We start from the raw sequence: 22,204 nt of genomic DNA on the forward strand, positions 1-22,204 counted from the left end.
TCACTGAAAGGCAAAAGAATATATTCAATCGGCTGATAGGGACTGGAAAAATGAATGTCCTAGAAAATGTCCTAGAAACATCAGCTTCGCTTGCAACGCATTTCAAAGTTGATGCAAGGACTATCCGCCGCGACCTAAGCGTTCTACAAACCAAAGGCTTTATCCGTCACGATGGGCCAGATAGGGGTGGACGCTGGGTTGTTATAAAGGGATAATTGTGTGTTTCTTCAGAAAGCTTACTCGTATTACTGATATTACTGAATAATATGCCGAAAAATGATTTGCGAACAAAAATAATGGGATTTGCGAACAAAATGAGTGAATCAATTATTGCAGAAAGATTATATTGGTGTTCGCGAAATGTAATTTTGTTCGCAAATTGTTCGCAAAACAAAGAAAAAGGAGCTACATTTTTGATGTAACTCCTTGATTTTCAATGTGGACCAGCCAGGGCTTGAACCTGGGACCTCCAGATTATGAGGCTATTTGGTATATATTCCATAAAATTACAAATAATTACAAATGCTTGAAAATAAATGAGTTATATTATTTGTATATTCCAAGAAATATCGTAAATTTGCAGCAGTTTTCAGATTTGAATTTCACGTGAATTTCACGCTTTTCTTTCTGAAATACTAGTAAATAAAGGATTTATTGCATTTATGAAGACAGTGAATTTCACGCAAAAGACGAAAAATGAAAGTAGAGGTTACACGAGTAGAGGTGACACGAGCCTCGATAAGTTTAATTCCTCTAATGGGCAAGTCTATGGTACACTGACTTTGGACACAAGGCGTTCTATAGATGGTGATATGTTCCCTGTTGCCGTTCGTGTTGCCTATGGCGGGAAAAGTATTTATCTGCGTATAGGCAAGAAATTCACAAAAGAAGATTGGATGAATCTTTGTGAATGTGAGAAGCAAGCCCGTAACAAAAGGGCAATAGAGCGTAAAGAGTTGAAGGCGCAGATGGATAAAGTTGCTTTAATCGTGAACCATCTAATTGAAGAAAACACATTCAGTTTACAAAAGGTAAAACAGATACACCAAGGGAGGAGGGAAGATGATAGTTCCATTTACTCAATCTGGGAATCTTTTATTGCGTCAAAGCGTGATGAGGGCAAGGCAGGAACAGCTCGGTGCAGTGAGGATATATTAAAGAGGTTTGTACGAGATATGGGAAAAGATGTGGCTTTAAGTGATATAAGTCATAACTTTATTCTGGATTGGGTAAAAGTAATGAAGAAGAATAGTCTTAGCACAACATCCATTGGAATATCATTGCGTACATTCCGCACCATTGTAAATATCTGCATTGACCGTGGCTTGATTAAAGGAAGTACCAAAGAAATGTTCAAAGACACGGGCTACAATAAGGTGTGTAGTCGCAAGCATGAGTTCATTGATGTTCCTACCATGAAAATGCTTTATGACTTTTGGGAAAGAGACGAAGCCAAAGACGAAACAGGCAAGGAGTTATTCTTTCCAAAAGAGAAACACGCTGTCTTTCGTGATTTAGGGCTGTTCCTATTTATGTATCTTGGTGATGGGCAAAATTTGGCAGACACCTTGCGACTTACTTATGACAGTTGGTATTTTGCCACTCGTGGTAAGCAACTCCGCTTCCTGCGTCATAAGACGAGAGACAGAAACGAGAGTGCCAGTGAGGTAATCTTCCCTATTACCCCAGAACTGCAAAAGATAATAGACAAGTATGGCAACGAGCCTAAACTTGATAAGCGAGTGTTCCCGATTATGAGCGAATGGATAACCCCAGACCAAGAAGTGTGGGTTATCCAACGATATAACCGCTATATTCGTGAGCACATGGCAAAGGTTGCAGAACTTCTTGGCATGGAACAGCGACCATCATCTACTTGGGCTCGACATAGTTTCGCCACCAATCTGAATAATTCTGGTCTAGTACCATACAAATATATTAGTGATAGTATGGGACACAGTGGCAATGGAGATATAACATCCAACTATATTGGTGCCTATCCTTTGGATAAGATGTTGGAATATAATTGGTACCTTTTGAACGAAGAAAGACAAAACAAAGCTACTGATAAGCAAATGGTCTTGGAACTATTGAAGAATATGAGCGAAAAGGATAGAAAAGAATTGCTTGCATCTTTGTAACGAACGAGTTGATTTGAAAAATATGCCACAGGTGGCACTTTTTTCAAATCGTATGTCTTGTTTTAAAATAAATAATGTATCTTTGCCATTAAAAAAGTGCCCCATGGGGCAGAAAATTAAAATATGAGAACAACAATTCCCAGAGATGTCTATTTGAAACAGTTGATTGACGGACGAGAAAATGGTTTTATTAAAGTAATCACAGGTATGCGAAGGTGTGGCAAGTCCACACTTTTACAAGTTCTTTTTCGTGATTATTTGATGAAACAGAACATACCTGCTGATCACATTATCTCTATTGCTTTGGATGACCGCATCAATCAAAAGCTAAGAAACCCTGACGTTTTGTTGGCATATATTCGCCAGCAAGTCAAGGATAACCAGTTGTATTTTATACTTATGGATGAAATACAGATGGTAGATGAGTTTATGGATGTTCTAAACAGCTTGTTGCATATTGAGAATGTGGATGTCTATGTAACAGGCAGCAATTCTCATTTCCTCTCTAATGACATAGTTACAGAGTTTCGGGATAGAAGCGATGAAATACACATGTATCCATTCTCTTTCCATGAGTATTATGCAGCCGTAGGCGGGGATAAGCAAGGGGCATGGAAAGACTATTATACCTACGGTGGATTACCTCACGTATTGACCTTAGTAGGTGATAAGAAGAAAAGCGACTACCTATATAATGTTTATCGCAAAACATACTTGACGGATATAAAAGAACGGCATGAAATTAAGGAACATGAGTTTCAGGAATTGGCAAAGATGCTGTCTTCTTTTATAGGTTCATCCTGCAATCCGAACAAATTGACCAATACCTTTAAAAGTAAAGAGAATGTTGATTTGTCCTATCCCACAGTAGTAAAGTACATTTCCTACCTAAAAGACTCCTTTCTGATAGAAGAAGCAGAACGTTATGATATCAAGGGACGTAAATACATTGGCTCCTTGTCCAAATATTATTTTTGTGATTTGGGGGTAAGAAATTCCATTTTGAATTTCCGTCAACAAGAAGAAAATCATATTATGGAGAATGTTCTCTATAATGAGTTGCGAACGAGAGGTTATAATGTAGATGTCGGCATGGTAGATGTTAAGCGAAAAATTGACGGGAAGAGCATCCGCAAGCAATACGAGGTTGATTTCGTGGTGAATGAGGGAAGCAACAGGTACTATATTCAGTCTGCTTTTGCCATGCCCAACATTGAAAAGGAGCGTCAGGAAAAGACTTCTTTTTCATTTATCAATGACTCCTTCAAGAAAATTATCGTCGTGAAAGATGATATTAAGCCTAAACGGGACGAACAAGGAATCGTAACCATAGGCTTGCTCGATTTTCTGTTGAATAAGGATAGCTTAAAACTATAACTTGATTATGGGAGCAGAACATAAAGGAGATTTGCTGATATGGTACCAAGCCAACAAGGTACCTGCAGACCGCATCATCAATGACCTGAAGAAGCAGTCGCTTGAGGCGGTGATGCACCTCTATGCCTATACTGCCAAATCATTGGAACTGGAACATATTGTGAGCCAGAGGAACTTCCCCTTTCTGTTTTCCAACAATTACACGAGAGTTGGTGATACTATTGTAACAGCGATAGTATTTCTGCTCAGTGAGGGGAACATGAATTTTCTTCGTCCAAACAGGATAAGGAATACATTAAAGTACTGGCTATTTTATGGCAATCTGTACGAAACGACTGTCTCAAAAATCATCGTCAAGACTGATGAAGCCCGTGAACGATTGGAGAAGAACTCCTATTCCGATTTACAGCAGCAATTGGTTGAGACCAGCGTCCAAAATGGAATTAAGACACAGCATGATTGGGACAAATTCTTTGGCATTGAAATTTCGGAAGATGACGAAGATGGCGCAGTAACAGAAAGAAAAGTTAAACAAATCCCAGCCGAACTTCAAACGGAAGCTGCCAGACAGATTCTTGACAAGGCAATTTCGTTGGGGTTATGTGATAATGAATATCACTGGCAAAAGACAAACTCCCTGTTGGCCTATTTCGCTGATTGTGCCTGTGAACATTTGAAGCTATCCAAAGCGGAGCAGGACGGCAAGAAGAAAACATATTGGAAGCCTTTTGAAACCTTGTTCGGTGTTTCCGGGCTGGCCAATTACAAGAACACCTATACCAACAAGACGGGTAAGCTGCCCATTGACCATGAAATTGTGGAATCTATATTCCGCTAAAAGAAGAAACCCATAGCCCGTGTAAGCCAATCTTGCATGGGCTTTTTTATCCATTTTCCTTACTATACAAGCATACCAATCCCATTTGGGAAGGATACACATATACCCATATAGGCATCATGTGATACCTATATGGGCATAATGCCATGTAATTCCATGATACTTTTGCAGCAAACTTTTAAAACCAAGAAACATGCAAGGAAATTTCATCATGCTGCAAAAGGAAGACCTCAAGGAGGCCATTGCAGAAGTATTGGAGACAATGGTGGGCAAGAATCTGCTGAAAGAGCCAACCCCGGTAGAATCCACCGAGTATTACACCCGTGACGAGCTGTGCGCCCGTCTGCACATTACCTATACCACATTGTGGCGCATGGAGAAACGTGGCGTCATCCATGTCCATAAGATTGGAAGGCGCAACCTGTATTCCAAGCAGGAAGTGGACGCACTGATAGCAAATGGACTTTCTTCTGATTCTGTAAGCAGGTAGTATGACCATGGCAGAACTTAGCAAGAACATCTCCAAACCGCCAGAGGTGGATTATATCCTTTCCTCTTTTCAGCAGTTGCAGGAACAGGGAGCTGTTGATGCCGGTGGCTTTCATGTGGCGGCCATGAACGACTGCCTGAAAGCGGCCAAATTGTTGCCGCCTCTTGTAGTCCTCTATCCCAACATTGTCCTCGAAGGTGATCTCTGCATCATCTTCGGACAGTCGGGTATCGGCAAGACCATCTTCGCCATGCAGGTGGCAAGGGATATTGCCGCACAGGGGAAGCGCGTGCTCTATGCCGACTTTGAAATGACGCTGCGTCAGCTGGCCCTGCGGTACGAGGTTCCGAACTTTCCTCCCACCTTCTTCCGTGCGGAGATGGACAGGGACAATCTCGTTGATGATGTATTGAAGGGAATAGAAAAAGCAGCCGTGGCGAATCTTGCGGAAGTGGTGTTCATCGACAACATTACCGCCCTCAGCCAGTCGCTCGACAAAAGCTCTGACGCGGGCTCGCTCATGGCCTCGCTGAACGCCTTGAAACGGAAGTATAACTGGACGCTGGTCGTCCTCAACCATGTGCCCAAGATGTTCTCCGGTTCGGTCCCTCTTTCCCTGTCGGCCATACAGGGCTCCGCAAAACTCAATCAGCTGATAGACGATGCCGTGGGGCTGGGACGGTCAAGCCGTGACAAGTCGCTGGTCTATGTGAAGCAGTGCAAGTGGCGCAACGGCGAAGTTGTGCTCGATGCCGACAATGTGGCTCTGTATGAGCGGGCCAAGAACAAGGACGGCAATCTTTGCTTTACCTTTCGTGGCTATGACACGGAGGCCGCCCATCTGGAAACGACATCTACCAGCGGGCGTGAGGAGCTGAAATCAAGGGTCAGGGATTTGTCCTCGCAGGGCATGAAGCAGCAGGACATAGCCAAGGAATGCGGTATCACCCAGAGCAAGGTGTCAAGGCTTCTGAAAGGCTGATTATTCACTTTATGCAGTTTATGCAATATGCATAAGTGCATAAACTGCATAAAACGCATGGCAGACATGGAAAATCAGGACTTGAAGGGAATGTCGGCGAGCAAGGCCGCGCCCAATGATCGGATGTTGATAGAGATACCCAGACAGGATATAGGATGCCATTATTCCTCCCTTACGGATTATCTGGATAAGATGGCTGGTTATGATTCCAGGCTGTTGTCGGCCATTGATCGCTTTGTGATGGGATTTCATCTTGGTGCCGTCACCTAACTTGTGAACGGACACTATGGCACGGTGCTGCCTCGGATTAACCGAAATAACAAGATTGTAGGAGGAAGTGTGCAGTACATTGATACGGTGAGTGGGGCGGTTCTAAAAAGAGAGCCCTTAGTAAAGCATCTTTATAGCTGGTACTGCTTCGACTATTACACGGATGATGAGGTATTCTTTGGCGAGCATCTGCTTTCAAACAAGCCTGTCGCCATTGTTACAGAAGAAAAGACGGCCTTGCTGGGTACGCTGGCGGAACCGTCCGTTGACTGGCTGGCGGTTGGCGAGGGCTGCAATCTCACCAAAGGAATGATGAGTAAACTGGCTGGCAAGCGAGTGGTTCTTTTCCCTGACGACATGAGTAGTGATTATTGGTCGGAGAAGTTTGGCAAACAATTCAAGGTGGACTGTGGCTTTGTCCATCGGGACATTAACCGATACCTTATCGATACAATAAGAGGTCGTGGCAGTCCTTGAACTCGGGGGGAAGAACAGGGCTCTGCCCTTGTTATAGCCCACTATAACTACCCGCTGCGCTTTCGTAGTTGTGGGCCCAAGGCCAGCCTTGGAGAACCGGCGGGGATGACTCTCCCCCTGCACCCTCCACTCATGGGCATCTGCCCCCAAGGCCCCTGACCAGAGCGTGACCCTCTCTCTGGACTCTCCGCTTAGGGAGTTTCCCTAAGAACCCTATGAAAAGAAAAACCAACAATCATTTAATTCTCTTTTATTATGACACAAATGACATCGGTACACATCAAACCCTGCAATATTGGGCAAAGTGAGGCGCACAATCAACGGACAAAGGCATATCTTGACCACATCAATGCAGAGAAACTTTATATCAGGAAAGACCTGATACCAGAGAATCAATCGTGGACATCGGAACTGCAAGGCGGTATGACCTTACGGCAGTATTATGATGCCATTAGCAGAATGGTAAAGGAAAAGACAGGCAGGGCTATGCAGACCAAGGAACGGGAGCGAATCAACAAGAAGACAGGCAAGGTAACCAAGATTGCCGGCTGTACTCCCTTGCGTGAGGGCGTCGTGGTGTGCAAGGCAGACACCACCATGGAACAGCTGCGTCATTTCGCCGACCTTTGCCGGCAGCGTTTCGGTATCACCGCCATACAGATACATCTCCATCGCGACGAGGGGCATTGTCTTGATCCGAATGACACATCCACATGGAAGTCTAACTATCACGCCCATGTCATCTGGGACTGGATGAACCACGAGACAGGCAAATCCTACAAACTGGACGCTGATGACATCAGTGTACTTCAGGATTTGGCAGCAGAAGCATTGGGCATGGAGCGAGGCGTGTCCAAGTCCGAAACCAACAAGCAGCATCTTGAACGGAATGATTATATCGTGGCCAAACAGAAACGTGAGTTGGAGGAAAGCAAGAAACAAGCGGAGAAGCTGGCAAAGGAACACGAGCAGAAAGCTCTCGCCTGTGAAAAGTTGGATAAGGAAATTCATGAGAAGCAGGCGAAAGCCAATCGGGAGAACGGCAGCGCCATCCTGTCGGGTTTGGCCAATCTTGCAGGCAAAGGCAAGTACGCCCAGTTGGAAGCGGAGAACATGGCCATGAAACAGCAGGTGGCATTGCTGTCCGAGAAGATAGCGCAAGGAGTGGCAGAGCGGACGGCTGAACTTGAAAAGGCCTGTGAAAGGGAAAGGCAGATTGCGGAGTTGCGTTTGGATGAATACAACAAACTCATCCAAAGTTACAACAGGTTGCTGAAGAAGTCGCAAAGCGATAAGAAATCGTATGAGACGGCTCTCTCGCAGAAGAATTGCATCATAGCCAATCTTATATCCGCTTTTCAGAAGGCTATAGAGTTATTGGACTCTGTATGTCGCAAGGCTCTGAAAGCCGTCATCGACTTTGCCAAAAAGCCGATTGCCAGACGGTTCACATACGAGCAAGCCTGTGCCGTCAACGAGTTTCTTGATACGGGTTCTGACAGGCGGGAGGCAGCCGATACGCTGATAACGCTTTCCCGGCCATTCCTCACCGAAAACGAATACACCAAGGGGAGGCAGGAGGTGCAGAATGTTGAAAATGACTTTCCCGCATACCAAAGAATGTTGCAAAGGCAAGAGGAGAGAATAGCAAGTCCACGCCACGGGAGAAGGTTGTAAAATAAATAAAATTATCCCGAACTCGCGCAGTATATCTAAGTTACGATGTTTGCCGGCGCTAACGCACATGTAAGACTGGTTGTTCATAGTTCTCGGGAGCTCTGATAACAAGAATACTCACTTCATATAAAACAAACATAGGAAGTGCAACCAGCAATAATGTAAAAACATCAGAGGTTGGTGTAATAGTGGCAGATATAACCAAAATTACCACGGCTGCCTTTTTCCTGTATTTCTTTAAAATACCAGATGAAACAACTCCTAAACGAGCTAAGAGCAAAGAAAGAATTGGCATTTCAAAAACAAAACCCATTGCAAAGCTTAACAACAAGAGCGTGTCTATATAAGACTTAATAGAAATAAAGCTCTCAACTTTGTTGCTTACTTGGTAGGTTCCTAAAAAACGGAATGTCAGCGGAAATATTAAGAAATAACTAATCAATATCCCGACCATGAACATAATATAACTACAGGATATCATTTTCAACGCATATCGCCGTTCATTTCCATATAAAGCTGGAGAAACAAAAAGGAATATCTGGTAAAGTATATAAGGTAAAGCACATACGATCCCAAACCACACTGCTATCTGAATATGCACCATAAACTGTTCCGTCAAGTTCGTATTAACCAACTTAACCAAGAAGGGAGCTGGGTCCGCTCCTGACACAAATCGGCTTACATGATTAAGTAACTGATAGGTAATAAATCCGTCATCTTTGGGCGCAAGAACAATCACAAATATCTGATCTTTAAGTAAGAAGGCCACGAATCCACATATTGCTGTTGCAACCAAAATCCGAATCAAGACGGATCTCAGGTCGTCAAGATGCTCCCAAAAGGTCAGCTCAATGGGTTTCTGTTCCATCGGCTTCAGTTGTATCAGAATCCTCTAAACCCTTTTCCATATCGTTCAGCCCATCCTTGAAAGAACGAATGCCCTTACCCATGCCTTTCATAAGTTCAGGGATTTTCTTGCCACCGAACAAAAGTAGTACTACGAAAGTTATCAATAGTATTTCCTGTAGTCCAATACCACCAATTAAAAGCAAACTATTCATTGCGTCTATATTTTAAATGTTTTATAAAAATCCTTCAAATCCTTGAAAATGCTATTTCCTGGCAACGCGATAATCCAAAGCTGGAGCTCTGTCGCCTAAGAGAGGAGTATATTTGAAATTCTTGCCGCGTTTCTTTTCAAACTCGTTTCGAATATTCTGTATTAGCTTTGGGTTGGAATAAAGGTCTATTGCCGTGAGCGAAAACACTTTAGCCGCATTGAGAAGTGCCTTTGTACCAATCGTTGTACCGCAGACCGCTACATTTTGCCAACTATGTAACGAGGTTCCAGGAACAAAGACCGATGTGCGGAAAGTAGTCGTGGGGACATTCCAACTCACATCTCCGACATCTGTAGAACCACTCCATGTAGAGAGAGTTTCTTCAACGAGCGGCAACACCTCTTTTACTTGACAGATATTAGTTGGATCTTGTCCAGAAACCTTCGCAATTTCTTCGGCAAAATGTTGTTCACGAGCATCATAGATTACCCCGCCGACAATTTCAAGATTTTTCTGTACTATTTTCGAAAGAGCTCTGTTATCAAGTTTCTCATAAAAGCCACAGATAATTTCCTTTTTCACTTGGGTTTGTGTTCCTTTTGCAGCACCTTCAGCAGCCTGGTCTACCCATTCTGCTATACTTCTTAGGACATCTCGTCTAGGGCTTCGGATATAATAAGAAACCTTGGCAGAGGTAGGAACCACATTAGGTGCTTCCCCACCATCTTGTATCACATAATGAATGCGTGTAGATGGCAGAACATGTTCACGCATCATGTTTACCATAAAGTCCATCGCTTCCACGGCATCCAGAGCAGAACGCCCCTTTTCTGGATTATTGGCTGCATGGGCAGCAATCCCCTTAAAAGTATAATCAACCATTAATACTGCGGTGCCGCTACCTACATTAACAAAATTATTGGTACCAGGATGCCAATCAAGCATTACATCTACATTATTAAATACTCCTTCACGAGCCATATAAACCTTGCCGCCCCCTCCTTCTTCCGCCGGAGTGCCAAAAAGTTTGATTGTTCCTTGACATCTGGTTTGGGCAAGCCAATGCTTGATTGCTATTGCTCCTGCCATAGAGCCGATGCCGAACACATTATGTCCACAACCGTGTCCACCACCACCCTCCACCAATGGTTTACGAAAACTCACCGTATCTTGAGACAAGCCTGGCAAGGCATCGAATTCTGCCAAAATGCCAATAACAGGACCACCAGAACCGTATGTTGCGACAAAGGCAGTAGGAATACCCGCCACCCCAGACTCAATTTTGAAGCCATTCTCTTTCAAATGTTGCTGTAGGAGTTCGGAACTCTTTACTTCCAAGAAACCTAATTCTGCATTTCTCCATATTGTTTTCTGTAACCGATCATATAGCTCGAATGAAAGATCTAAATGTTGTATGGCAACATTTTTTAAGATGGAAGTTCTATTTTGCGAATAAGTTTGCAAAGGGAAGCTGCATAGACATAAGAGGAATAATATATATCGACTTTTCATTTGAATGATATTAAATTTGTTTTGTTTAATTAGCTAATATTTTTAGGGGGCGAACATGAGCCGAGGCAGTACATTCCATGCACCACGAGTAAAGTCGGGGATTTCCACAGGAATATTTCCTCGTTGTATAGAAAGGCTCGTCAATTCCACCAAAGACGACCATTCTACCGCATCATAAACATCCATATCTAAAGGCAGACCCTGTTGTAAGCAATGAATCAGACGATAGTCCATCATAAAATCCATTCCCTCATGAGCTCCAATCCGTTGCGCCAATTCGCCATTAGACCTGTAAAAAGGGTGTTCATACTTAGCAAAAAACTCGTCCTGCACATTTATTTCCCCCCAACAGTCAACAAAATATTCCATCCTCCCCTGTTCACCTTTCTCTACAAAACCTTTCGTTCCGCTCAACAGATATCGCCTGTTATAAGGGCGAGGACTGGAAATATCATGCTGGACGACAATTGTTTTTCCCTTTAGGGTTCTGATGATTGTTGTATTCATGTTGCCTAATTGGCATTCATCGATTATGTTTCGACCCTCAACTTCTGGATAATTAAACTGCTCGTTGGAAACGGAAACCAGCCAAGACAGCCGATCTCCACGGTGGATATTCATGGCTTGACACAGGGGACCTAAGCCGTGAGTGGGGTAAGGATTACCTGTTGTCAACCAGTGGTCTACATAATCAGGGCGCTTCGCAAAATTAATTTTCCGTAAATCATGGATATAACTACCTTCTGCGTGAGTTACTTCACCGATAATTCCTTTTGAACAAAGGTTTAAGGCTGCCATCTCAAATCTTTCATAACAACAATTCTCAAGCATAATACAATGTCGCCTACACTTTTCTGCTGTGTCCACGACCCGCCAACACTCTTCTATTGTGTTTGCAATAGGCACCTCACAAGCAACATGTTTACCATGCTCCATTGCATAAATAGCTATCTCGGCATGCATCTTGATGTTCGTGCAAATATATACCAAATCAATATCGTTACGCAAACATATCTCTTTCCAGTCATCCGCACAACCATATTCATCAGGTATCGCCTTATGGTGAGCCTCTAAGGTCTGCTTTGCTTCGTCTCTATTTTCCTGATGTAAATCGCATATTACTCTAATATCGACCCCGTTAAGATGCATATAATTCTCCAAAGACTGCTTGCCGCGATGCCCAAGTCCTATGAATGCAATTCTGACTATGGGAATCGGAGCACACTGGAGCAACAGGGCATGAGGGGTTCTATGAGAAACCTGATTATCCATTGTAATTTATATAGTTATTTGAGTTATAATTCTTCTCTGCGAAAAGCTCTTTTACAAAATCTTTTGTCAGTTCACAGACTCTAAATATAAAACCATGCTCTGATAAACATTCTGTAGATTTGGATTTAGGCCAGCTTTTACAAGGAACTCACCTGAAATAGTTTCCCCCTCTGCCCAGAACATTGGAGAGGAATTATTCAGTTCTTTAACCGTATAAGACTTTCTTTCATCCAAACCTCTCAATTTCAAATTATTATAAAACATGGGGCCATTGTACTTTAGTGAGAACATATAGAAAACTGCCCGTTTTTTATCCTTGGATACATACATCAATGAATAGATGCCTGATTCGCTATATGGTGAGGATATTCTATACAAGTCGCCAAACTGGATGATATCTCTAATTTGTTTATACTCTCGAATTGACTTTTTCAACATCTCCGTTTCTTCATTAGTAAGATCAGAAAGCTTCATTTCAAACCCCAGGCGTCCTGTCATTGCCATGTCCATACGAAATTTTGCAGGAATAATTCTTTTGGTATGGCGATTAGGAACATGAGAGAAATGCGCTCCTGTAGCTATAGCTGGGTAGATAAAATTTGTGCCATATTGGATAAATGCCCTGCTAAATGCATCGGTATTGTCGCTTGTCCAGAAATCCTGATGATACCTTAAAGCACCATATTCAACCCTGCCGCCACCAGAGGCACATAACTGAATCATCACTTCTGGATATTTCTTACGAATACGATCATAAACACGATAGAGCCCCTTTATATAGTCTATGAAAAAATGAGACTGGCTGTTTGCATCCATATACGAGGAGCCTATAGACTCAAGATGCCTGTTAGCATCCCATTTCACATATGAGATATTTTTTGATTGACTGAGTACAGTATCAAATGTATGAAAGATGAAGTCTTGAACTGCCGGATTCGACACATCAAGAACCCACTGGTTCCTACGAGTAGGAATACTGCGTCCTTGCGCCTTTACAATCCAATCAGGGTGCAGCTTAGCCAACTCACTTTCTGGGTTGACCATCTCCGGCTCTATCCAGATTCCGAATTTCATTCCCTTGGTTGCAGCATATTCTGCCAAATTATCAAGACCATTAGGAAGTTTTTCTTTGTTAACCTGCCAGTCCCCCAACCCCATCTTTGCATTATTGCGGGGATACTTATTACCAAACCATCCATCGTCAAGGACAAAGATTTCTATGCCCAAATTCGAGGCCCCATCAATCATCTCTTTCAATTTAGCTTCCGTAAAGTCAAAATAAACCCCTTCCCAGCTATTCAGGACGATGGGGCGGATTTGGTCTGGCATATACAGGCCATCTCGCCTTGCCCAGTCATGTATATGCCTACTAATATTGCCTGCCCCATTATTACTATAAGTAAATATCATCATTGGCGTTTGAAATCGTTGCCCTTTCTTCAGATGATACTCTGACGCATACGGATTAATTCCTGCAGAGATATTTAGTACATTAAACTCATCCAACTCAAAGTTTAATTTAAAATTTCCACTCCAGGCCAAGGCTCCTCCTATCACTTCTCCATAATCTTCCGATATTGAATGATCTAATGAAATCAGGAATGACGGATTCTCGCCATGTGTCGTCCGGATACCTTTCTTTGTTTCTATGCTTTTTATCCCATGACTCAGCCTTATCTGATTCATAGACATTTCTGCAGTAGGCGTTCCATAAAAATGAGTAAGAAAATATTTATTAGCTTCAACAGGGAGATAAAACGAATAAAAACTATGTAAGACAATGTTGCCTTTTTCATTATTAATTATCTCGGACGACATCGCATAAACATTTTCCTTTTGATAAGCTTGATAAACAAGTCTCACCTCGAGAAGATGTTTTCTATCTCTCATTAAGATAGTCATCTCCTCTATTCCCTGTTCTTTTTTAATAACTCTCTTTGATTTTTCGTAATACAATTCTGTATTTAGATCGCCATCATAATGAGTAACTCTCAACGCAGGCTCTCTAAAGTTCTTGCCTCCCATAGTGGAATAAGCCTCATTTGGAGTTCCATAATCGGGTACTCTATATATTTCTTTTGATAAAAAAAATGAAGATGTAGATATTCGTTGTCCAAAATAACGATGCAGAAGAGTCCCTTCTTTATTAACTTCAAATATTAAAGATAAATCATTCGTATTTAAAATAAGCAAACTATCATCAGATGTTTGGGCGGGAGCAACTACTCCAAAGATGGAACATAGTAGCATTATTAAAAAAATCTTTGATTTCATAGTTTTTTTCTTATTTACTTTGCTTCTGATTCCTTGGATATATTCTTTCAAATGATGTTGTTGTGTCTTCCTTTAACCATTTATTAAACCACTCCAGATTTTTTGTAAGAATCCGCCTATAAAGCACAGGATCAGTAATACTATGTCCCATCCTCGGATATATTTCCAAAACCGTTGGTATCCCGTATGATTTCAAGGCTTTATAGAATAAAACTGCACCGCTGACTGGACAACGAGGATCTTTATCCCCATGCTGGATTAAAGTTGGAGTTGTTACTTTATTTGTATGATATAAAGGTGAATATTGCAAATGCATCGCCCCATTATCCCACGGATAATCTTCAAATGCCTTATGGAGGATTCTTTCTACTGTCCATAAATTGCCATACATGGCTTCTATACTTGGCAGTCCTGCACCAAATTGAGCAGCTTTGAATCTATTTGTCTTTGTGATGATAGATGGTGTCAAGAAGCCACCATAGCTCCAACCGCAAATTCCCATTTTGGTTTCATCTATATAATTTTGACTAATGAGATAATCTACTCCTCTCATAACATCCCTATAATCTTGTCCCCCCAAATCATAATGTGTCGTTTTGATAAAATCTGGGCCATAATTGGCACTACCACGGAAATTTGGGAACAAAAGAACATATCCTGCTGCGGAAAAAGCCTTCAAGGGGTATTGTTCCCAATCTGGTTGCCAGTCATTTAATTTATGCCAGTTGGGACCTCCGTGTACCACAACAATGAGTGGATATTTTTTCTTGGGGTTAAAACCTGGCGGTTTAATCAACAGGGCTTCTATATTCCACCCTTCACAGGAATATGATATAATCTCTCCATGTTCATTTGCATACTGCTCTACCCCTGGATTGATGTCTGTTATCTTACGAGGGTTCCACCGACAAAGTTCCGAAACATAAACATCAGGTTTTAAATTAACATTTTGCCGGATAAAAGAAACTTTTGTGATTTTTTTATCAAAGCTGGCAATATTATTGCAGTCTTTTCCACAGGTAACATGAGAGACCTTCCCATTTCCCACATCTACCCTAAATAAATTATATCCAACACCCTCTCCATTGACAAACCAAATTTGCTTATCATCTTTTGACCATGTAATATTCTCACCTCCCCGAAAAAAGTCCATTCCATCCGCTATGGTTTTTGACTTGCCATCAACGACAGAAATAATATACATATATAATTGCATATACCGATTATACTCTTTCGACACAGCCGTTTCTGGGGAACGGGCAATAAAGACAAGCTGCTTTCCATTATTTGCCCAAATAAGACTGGCAAGTTGCGGAAAAGCTTGTTCTGTGAGTTTTTTGTTTTTTTCTCCTGGAGAATAGAGCCAAATATTTGCCGGTAAGAAAGGAGTACTCTCATGATAATTTACATAAGCAGCTTGCTCTATACCAGAACAAATATAGGCTATCGTATTATTATTCGGAGCCCATGCAAAGAATCTTACACTATCCCCAAGATTGCTAATGATATGCGCACGCGCTTTTTGCTCTATACCCTTTTTATAGAGATGGGGTATTCCATCACTTCCTTCACTGATATAAGCTATTTCCCTACTATCGTGTGACCATTGAGGAGTTCCCATTAGTACTATACTATCTGTCAACTGGCTAACTAAGCCAGTCGACAGATTCTTTACCCAGACAATCTTTTTACGCGTCCATGTTCTTTCTTCTGGGGACAGTACCTCTCCCCATTCTCTCTTATAGTAATACTCTTCCTTAGAAATAGACAAATCTGTTACATATAGAATCTTGGATCCATCAGGAGCCCACGAATAAACAGTTATATTATTGTCAGAATTAGTTATCCTCTTTGGCTTTCCACCCTGTGGTGCTATTAGCCAAAGCTGACATTTCTTTTCCGAATTGGATAGCGGAGCTAAATAAGCTATATATTTAGAATCTGGCGACCATTGGATGAAACGAGCATTAGGATTTGGCGAACTAACAGCAGAGTGCATTTCTAACTCTATCGACTTTCTTTTCTCTATATTAATCGCATAAAAATGCGACGGCTTTACAGGATAATACCCGTCAGCAGTATAGCCAGTCTGATAAAACACATAATTGCCATCGGGAGATATCGTTGCGGAAACTATCCGCTCTGTATGTAAGATATCATCTATCGTCCATTTTTTTTGTGCAGCAGATGGAGAATTGAAAGACAATACTCCCCCAATAAGCATAAACATGCGATATTGATAATATAGTTTCATAAAATGTTAATACAGATAAAAAGATAGATTTATCGTACTACAAAAGTAGTAGACATCCACAAAACTGGACAAAGGAGATTACCAAAGTTGATGCTGCTATTGCTATCTCAACAAGCAGCTGACAACTACTGGTAATCTTTCCCTTCTATCCAATATGTGATTTTTTAAACTTTTTTTATTACAATCCAAACATGGGTTTACGCGTTTTCCATCTTTCTTTTGTAAAATCAGGGAAGAACTCTGGAGTACTTCCTTTGGCTAATGATGCCTCAGAGAGAGGAATTATCGAACTCCATGTAACTGCATCGTAAATATCAATTGGTGGATACGCACTCTCCCTTACGCTTCTAATATATTCTTTAATCGTGAAGTAGTCAATTCCGCCATGACCTGCATTCTGAGCCTTTGCATAAAAATCTTTCCACAAAGGGTGGTCATACTTTTCCATATAGGCATCATACTCCTTCTCTTTTTCCCACTTGTCTTTCGGTGATTTACCTTCGAAATAGATACCTCGCCCTAAATACAGACCACTCCATATGCCATTTGTTCCTTGAAGAGAATAATCTCTTGAGTAGGGGCGTGGAAGATAATTGTCATAGTTGACAACAATAGTTTCATCCTTGATTGTCTTGATCACTGTCGTTACGACATCCCCTTGCTTGAATTTGTAATTAGCATTAGGATTATTATGTTGTCTGGCAAACTCATTGATTGCTTGTGGCTTCGTAGCCGTCGAGGTCAAATATAAGAATCTGTTGCCCCTGTTAATATTGAACCAGTTGGCAACAGGGCCTATTCCATGCGTTGGGTATTGGTCTGCGTTGCGCAGTGCTGAATACTTCACGAAATGTTCGATTTTGGTTGTTGTATTAACCGGTTTTAACCATTTCTCACTTCCCCATGCGGAATGTCGATAACCACAAGTGGCATGCATAGGAATACCAAACATGCCGTCTCTCAACATCTGCAGGATTGCCATGCATTCTCTATCATAACAGCAGTTTTCCAAGAACATCACATTGGTATGGGTCTCTTCATAAACCTCTACCAACTTCCAACAATCCTCCATTGTCATCGCTGCCGGAACCTCTAATCCAACATATTTCTTTGCACGCATTGCGTCTATAGTCATTGGGACATGCCAATCCCAATTCGCAGCGATGATGACTCCGTCTATGTCTTTCCTGTTTAACAGATCTCTATAAGCATAATCGCTCCCCGTATAAGCCACAGCTTTTTTATGTCCTCCTTTCTCTAAGATTCCTTGTGCCAGATCTATTGCCGACTGACTTACATCGCATATAGCTGTTATAACGACATTCTCTTCTCGAGAGGCTAGATTCATCAGATGGCGGCCTCTCATTCCGACACCAATTACACCGATAGACAATCTTTCCTTGCGCGTAGGAGTTGCTATGTTTCTACTGAAAGCAAACTGCGGATTAAATGCCAATGCGGTTCCAGCAAAGGCTGCAGTCTTTAAAAAATCTCTACGATTTAATTTTTTGTTCATAATATAGTGATTTGTACTTGATGTCTGAAAATTATTTTATAATGACCTTCTTGGAGATATTACCGACTTTCACCAAATAGATACCTTTGGGGAGTTGCACCGATAGCTTATTACTATTAGCTCGTGCTTGATATATAATAGTACCTGCTGGCGAATAAACATAGACTGCGTTTCTTACCAAAGAATGTTTAGATACTACCAGATTTCCATTCTCCTGACCAACAAACAGTTCTTCTGCATTCTGGTCAACAATATTTGTGGCCGGTCCTTCATAATCCCTGACACAGCGAAGAGCATAGGCATTGCTTTTGATGTGAGTGTTGCTGATGAGTACACGGGTATCATTAAATGTTATCGTATGAGCCTTGTTTGCATCACTAGCTTCTCCCACCCAATAAAAGGCTTGTGAGTCCATAACAACGAGACGATCGCCAGTTCTCCGGAGACCTGTAGTCGGGAAATACCGAACGACGGCATCACCCCAATCTCCTATCGTCCAAGCCTTTATTTGATCAATAGTTGCACCATTTGATGGTTTTGCACGGATCTCAAAGGTGTTTATCTCTAAGCCTTCGGCATTATGAAAACTATAATAATAGGCCGTTTCATAAGGGGTTCCCTTAAATCGTAGAGCTACAACTGTAAGCTGATCAACAGACCGGTAATCAGACTTGTAGTTTTGTTTCTGCCCATTACCAAGGATGTCAACATCCGTTTCCGTAAAGTCTGATTCATTCACTTCTCCATATGTAATTTTAAAGGCTATCAGGGATTTTGCTTCTGCAAGTGATGGTAAGTGCCACCCTTTTGGTGCTGGCGATCCGCCATTATTACCCACATAACCATCAACCGTGTAATCATACCCCTCGAAAGTTCCAGCAGGAGGGGCACCATTAGCAACGGTTCTTGCTACCACATCTTCCCATTTCTCGGCTGCCAACCCTCCAGTACACCAATTACCTGCACCATTGAAGTTGTTAAGCAAATGAATATGCCACACTCTGTAGTTTTGTGGTGAACCATCCTCATAAGGACCACCTTGATTAGCCCAATAAAGGACCTCACCTTCGCTAGCTAAGGCTACATTACGACCAAACTGATAGTAATTTCCTCGAGTTATATCTTCATCTCCCGTAGTAAAAGTATTCAATTCACCAACATTATATTGAGCCCAACGCTCCAAAGGATTCACATATTGCTGAGCTTGTCCAGGCATTGCAACAAGCAGAACCATAGATAGAAGTAGAGTATTATTTTCCATAATTATAGTTTTTAGATAGATAGTATAAATTGAATTATAGGATTTTTCTCGTGTTAATTTTCTAAATGGCGGGGGGCCGTATCTGGAACCGCACCCCTCTCCATTATCAGTCACCATACACCTTATTCATCTGAATGAAATACTTGTATGTGAACTTATCAAAATCTATAGTTTTCTTATTGAAAGTCAGCCATGAAATTCCCTTTCCCGGATAGGCAGACCCACCTTCTGCACTCGCATAGACGACAAGATCTCCTTTGATACCAATTACGATAGCGATGTGCCCAGGAAAACCAATTAAATCTCCCACCCTGATTAAGTCTACATTTCCTTTGAGAGCTAGTTCCTTCGTGCTCGGGAAAGTCCTATAGTCATTTGCATAAGTCTTTTCTAATAACGCCACATCTGTTACGGCATTGCCATTAAACAAGCACCAGCCTATATAGGACGAGCAATGCAAGCCATTCTCGTATTCATCTCCAAGATTCTTAATATTTTGGCGTGGGTATCTTGGATGTGTCGGAATCATCTCCCCCCATGGCTTATGCGTTGATCCGTTTTCCACGAACTCATTCAAGAAGAGCCCTTTCTTAGTGTATCGACCTACATAGTCATAGTCATGTGTATCTGTTACTTTCCATTCGTGCCCATAAGGAACCCTACATTTCAAAGACACCAGAAAAGTTGCGGCCGTAACCACCTTGCTTCTTTTTCCATTCACCTTTCCCATTTCCTGAGTGAATGCCGTCTGCAGACTATCTTTCTGCTGTTGAGAGAAAGAATTACTTTGCATCAACGGGCGTGAATCTTTGCTATTGACATAGTCAAATGAGAAATTAATATCAATATCGCCACTTATCGGCGTTGTGGGTGCAGATGGAGTTGGGATCACCATGGGGTCATCTCCGTCACCTCCACACGAGGCAAGCACTAAGGTGCATAATGTGATAACACATATAAAATTTTTCTTTGTTTTCATATTTTTTTAATTTAAGTGACACTATTGCGATTTCAAAGTTTTTTAATCATAGCCTGGGTTTTGCACTAAGGCCAGTGTTCCGTCAGGCCTGATGCTTCGGTCTATTTCCACTTGCGGAATGGGGTATAGCTCATTCTTCCCGCGAACAAAATCACCCTGCAAGTAGAGGTTGTTCGGACTGTTTGTTAATCGGGCACCTTCACGCTTCATGAATGTATCCATATACGATTCCAAATCGAAATCATTACCATCATATCTCAACAGGTCGAAATAGCGATGGTGCTCCATTGCCAACTCTAGTCTTCTTTCAAATCTAACCGCCTTGCGGGCATATGATTTGCCATTCGCTGCAAACTGTCCTGTGTAAAGTCCAATCTTATAGTTGGCGGCATAACTGCTTAAGAAAGTTCCATTAGAATATTTTCTTACGAACCCATCTGGATTTGAAGCCCTCTGGCGGATCAAATTCACATATTCCTCTGCCTTCTCCAGACTGCCCACTTCAACCTCACACTCTGCAGCCCATAACAGAACATCGGCAAAACGAATAGCATCATAAGGTACATTCGTATAATTCGTGCCCTGGCGATCAGACGATACTGTAGCCTTTTCCGCAGCATGCTTGATACTGCTATAAGGGCCTCCATTATTTTGATTCCTTATCCAAGACTTCCCGGGGTGATTGCCCCAATCCAGATAGGGGAGACCTCGTCTACCCACACACCAATCCAAGCGCGGATCCAAGGTTCCTGTATATGGTGTGAATCTTGTCGTCGAGGCTATGCCATAATCATTCTTAATTGGAGTCTCATAATAGTTATCCAACAATGGAAGGCCCGTTGTCTCGTCTGTTTGAAATGCGTCTACCAGATCAAAAGTAGGCTGATACCATCCATATCCTTTGTTGGCGAGTCCGTCATAGGTTCCATTCTGGAAACTCATCGGATTTCCATTTACGCCGTTACTCGTGCCGTCGTTTACAGCCATTTGAACTTCAAACACTGCCTCTGAACCATTTTTGGTTGCCGTACGAAAATTATCCCGGTACTTGGGAAGCAGCTGATATTTCAATCCCTTAGAAGTTTTGCCATTAGCGATTACATCGTCCAGAATTGTCTTTGCCTCACTGAACTTCTTTTGAAACATATAAGTCTTAGCCAACATACACTTAGCAGCCCATTTGTTGATACGCCCCACCTCACTCCATGTCTCCGGCAGGTAGTCCGCGGCATAGATTAAATCCTCTTCTATCTTGCCATAGATGTCTGTTGCCATATTTGAAACGAAGTAATTCTTCTCACCATAGCTGATCGTTTCATCAATCCAGGGTACATTTTTCCATATCACGGCCAACCAGAAATATGTATATGCCCGAATAAACCGCGCTTGTGCAGCGGCGACAGCCTTTTCCGTATCACTCATATCTGTCGCCTTTGGTAAAACTTCAAGTACAGAGTTGCAACGATTAATGAATCCATACAGTGTTTTCCACCGTGTAGCAATCTCACCATAGGTCGGATCTATCAAGAATGCGTCAAAAGCACTTACGCCAGCATTCGATCCCATGCGAGCATCGTCAGAAGCCCAGAAGTTATTCCATACATAATTATCCTCCGAGGCTTTCCCGTCAAGGGTTGCATAGCAACCAATTAACAGTTGATCTATACCCTGTCTGTTTGCCAACACATTTCCATCCACAACTCCATAAGGAGCTATGTCCAGCATATCCTCATTGCATGAAGAAACCAGCAGAGCCATGATCATGAGTCCTAACAGCTTTATTATTCTCTTCATTGTTGTTTATTATTAGGTTGTGATTGGTT

Annotated in this window: 17 protein-coding genes and 1 pseudogene; 8 read left to right on the forward strand and 10 right to left on the reverse strand. The window is 42.0% G+C overall.

Translation table 11 applies throughout. The features are described 5' to 3' along the window. The first annotated feature begins 50 nt into the window (after positions 1 to 50). The 8 genes and pseudogenes from BM114_RS14695 (at position 51) to BM114_RS00190 (ending at position 8,252) form a co-directional block, all read left to right on the forward strand. Entirely contained in the window at positions 51 to 215 is a 165-nt protein-coding gene (locus tag BM114_RS14695) for a DeoR family transcriptional regulator (RefSeq protein ID WP_143089214.1), read from the forward strand. 447 nt (positions 216 to 662) lie between these two features. Then, positions 663 to 2,141 (forward strand): tyrosine-type recombinase/integrase, encoded by a 1,479-nt coding sequence (locus tag BM114_RS00160; RefSeq protein ID WP_091820214.1) that lies wholly within the window; start codon positions 663 to 665, stop codon positions 2,139 to 2,141. Between the two features lie 123 nt (positions 2,142 to 2,264). Further along, positions 2,265 to 3,518 (forward strand): ATP-binding protein, encoded by a 1,254-nt coding sequence (locus BM114_RS00165; protein ID WP_091820218.1) that lies wholly within the window; start codon positions 2,265 to 2,267, stop codon positions 3,516 to 3,518. 7 nt (positions 3,519 to 3,525) lie between these two features. Then, positions 3,526 to 4,356 carry a DUF6043 family protein gene (locus BM114_RS00170; RefSeq protein ID WP_091820698.1) on the forward strand — a complete coding sequence of 277 codons (831 nt, stop codon included), beginning with the start codon at positions 3,526 to 3,528 and terminating at the stop codon, positions 4,354 to 4,356. Between the two features lie 193 nt (positions 4,357 to 4,549). Continuing rightward, complete coding sequence (locus BM114_RS00175) at positions 4,550 to 4,846, forward strand: helix-turn-helix domain-containing protein (RefSeq protein ID WP_091820222.1); 297 nt, start codon at positions 4,550 to 4,552, stop codon at positions 4,844 to 4,846. A 1-nt stretch (position 4,847) separates the two neighbouring features. After that, entirely contained in the window at positions 4,848 to 5,828 is a 981-nt protein-coding gene (locus BM114_RS00180) for an AAA family ATPase (protein ID WP_091820225.1), read from the forward strand. A gap of 27 nt (positions 5,829 to 5,855) precedes the next feature. Further along, positions 5,856 to 6,575: pseudogene (locus tag BM114_RS00185) on the forward strand (DUF6371 domain-containing protein). 255 nt (positions 6,576 to 6,830) lie between these two features. Beyond that, positions 6,831 to 8,252 carry a recombinase gene (locus BM114_RS00190; RefSeq protein WP_091820230.1) on the forward strand — a complete coding sequence of 474 codons (1,422 nt, stop codon included), beginning with the start codon at positions 6,831 to 6,833 and terminating at the stop codon, positions 8,250 to 8,252. Between the two features lie 58 nt (positions 8,253 to 8,310). Here the strand turns inward: BM114_RS00190 and tatC are convergent, their stop codons facing one another. From tatC to BM114_RS00240, 10 genes are all read right to left on the reverse strand, one after another. After that, complete coding sequence (gene tatC, locus BM114_RS00195; protein WP_091820233.1) at positions 8,311 to 9,120, reverse strand: twin-arginine translocase subunit TatC; 810 nt, start codon at positions 9,118 to 9,120, stop codon at positions 8,311 to 8,313. Further along, positions 9,101 to 9,313, reverse strand: coding sequence for a Sec-independent protein translocase subunit TatA/TatB (locus BM114_RS00200; protein WP_091820236.1), 213 nt, complete (start codon positions 9,311 to 9,313; stop codon positions 9,101 to 9,103). Before BM114_RS00200 ends, tatC begins: the two co-directional genes overlap by 20 nt. A gap of 51 nt (positions 9,314 to 9,364) precedes the next feature. After that, positions 9,365 to 10,825 (reverse strand): amidohydrolase, encoded by a 1,461-nt coding sequence (locus tag BM114_RS00205; protein ID WP_091820238.1) that lies wholly within the window; start codon positions 10,823 to 10,825, stop codon positions 9,365 to 9,367. A gap of 42 nt (positions 10,826 to 10,867) precedes the next feature. After that, entirely contained in the window at positions 10,868 to 12,097 is a 1,230-nt protein-coding gene (locus tag BM114_RS00210) for a Gfo/Idh/MocA family protein (protein ID WP_091820240.1), read from the reverse strand. 66 nt (positions 12,098 to 12,163) lie between these two features. Then, on the reverse strand, positions 12,164 to 14,371 hold the full coding sequence (locus tag BM114_RS00215; RefSeq protein WP_091820242.1) for an alpha-galactosidase: 2,208 nt from the start codon (positions 14,369 to 14,371) through the stop codon (positions 12,164 to 12,166). A gap of 10 nt (positions 14,372 to 14,381) precedes the next feature. Further along, positions 14,382 to 16,625, reverse strand: a complete 2,244-nt coding sequence (locus BM114_RS00220; protein WP_091820244.1) for a S9 family peptidase — start codon at positions 16,623 to 16,625, stop codon at positions 14,382 to 14,384. 178 nt (positions 16,626 to 16,803) lie between these two features. After that, the gene (locus tag BM114_RS00225) at positions 16,804 to 18,141 is read right to left on the reverse strand and encodes a Gfo/Idh/MocA family oxidoreductase (protein ID WP_091820246.1); all 1,338 of its coding nucleotides are present in this window, start codon (positions 18,139 to 18,141) and stop codon (positions 16,804 to 16,806) included. 31 nt (positions 18,142 to 18,172) lie between these two features. Further along, positions 18,173 to 19,402, reverse strand: coding sequence for a T9SS type A sorting domain-containing protein (locus BM114_RS00230; protein ID WP_091820247.1), 1,230 nt, complete (start codon positions 19,400 to 19,402; stop codon positions 18,173 to 18,175). 106 nt (positions 19,403 to 19,508) lie between these two features. After that, a complete protein-coding gene (locus BM114_RS00235) occupies positions 19,509 to 20,381 on the reverse strand; it encodes a hypothetical protein (RefSeq protein ID WP_091820248.1) in 873 nt (290 codons plus the stop codon). A gap of 42 nt (positions 20,382 to 20,423) precedes the next feature. Further along, the gene (locus BM114_RS00240) at positions 20,424 to 22,175 is read right to left on the reverse strand and encodes a RagB/SusD family nutrient uptake outer membrane protein (RefSeq protein WP_091820251.1); all 1,752 of its coding nucleotides are present in this window, start codon (positions 22,173 to 22,175) and stop codon (positions 20,424 to 20,426) included. Positions 22,176 to 22,204: the final 29 nt, after the last annotated feature.

This window comes from Prevotella sp. KH2C16 (assembly GCF_900113305.1).
In the GTDB taxonomy this organism is placed as follows: Bacteria; Bacteroidota; Bacteroidia; order Bacteroidales; family Bacteroidaceae; genus Prevotella.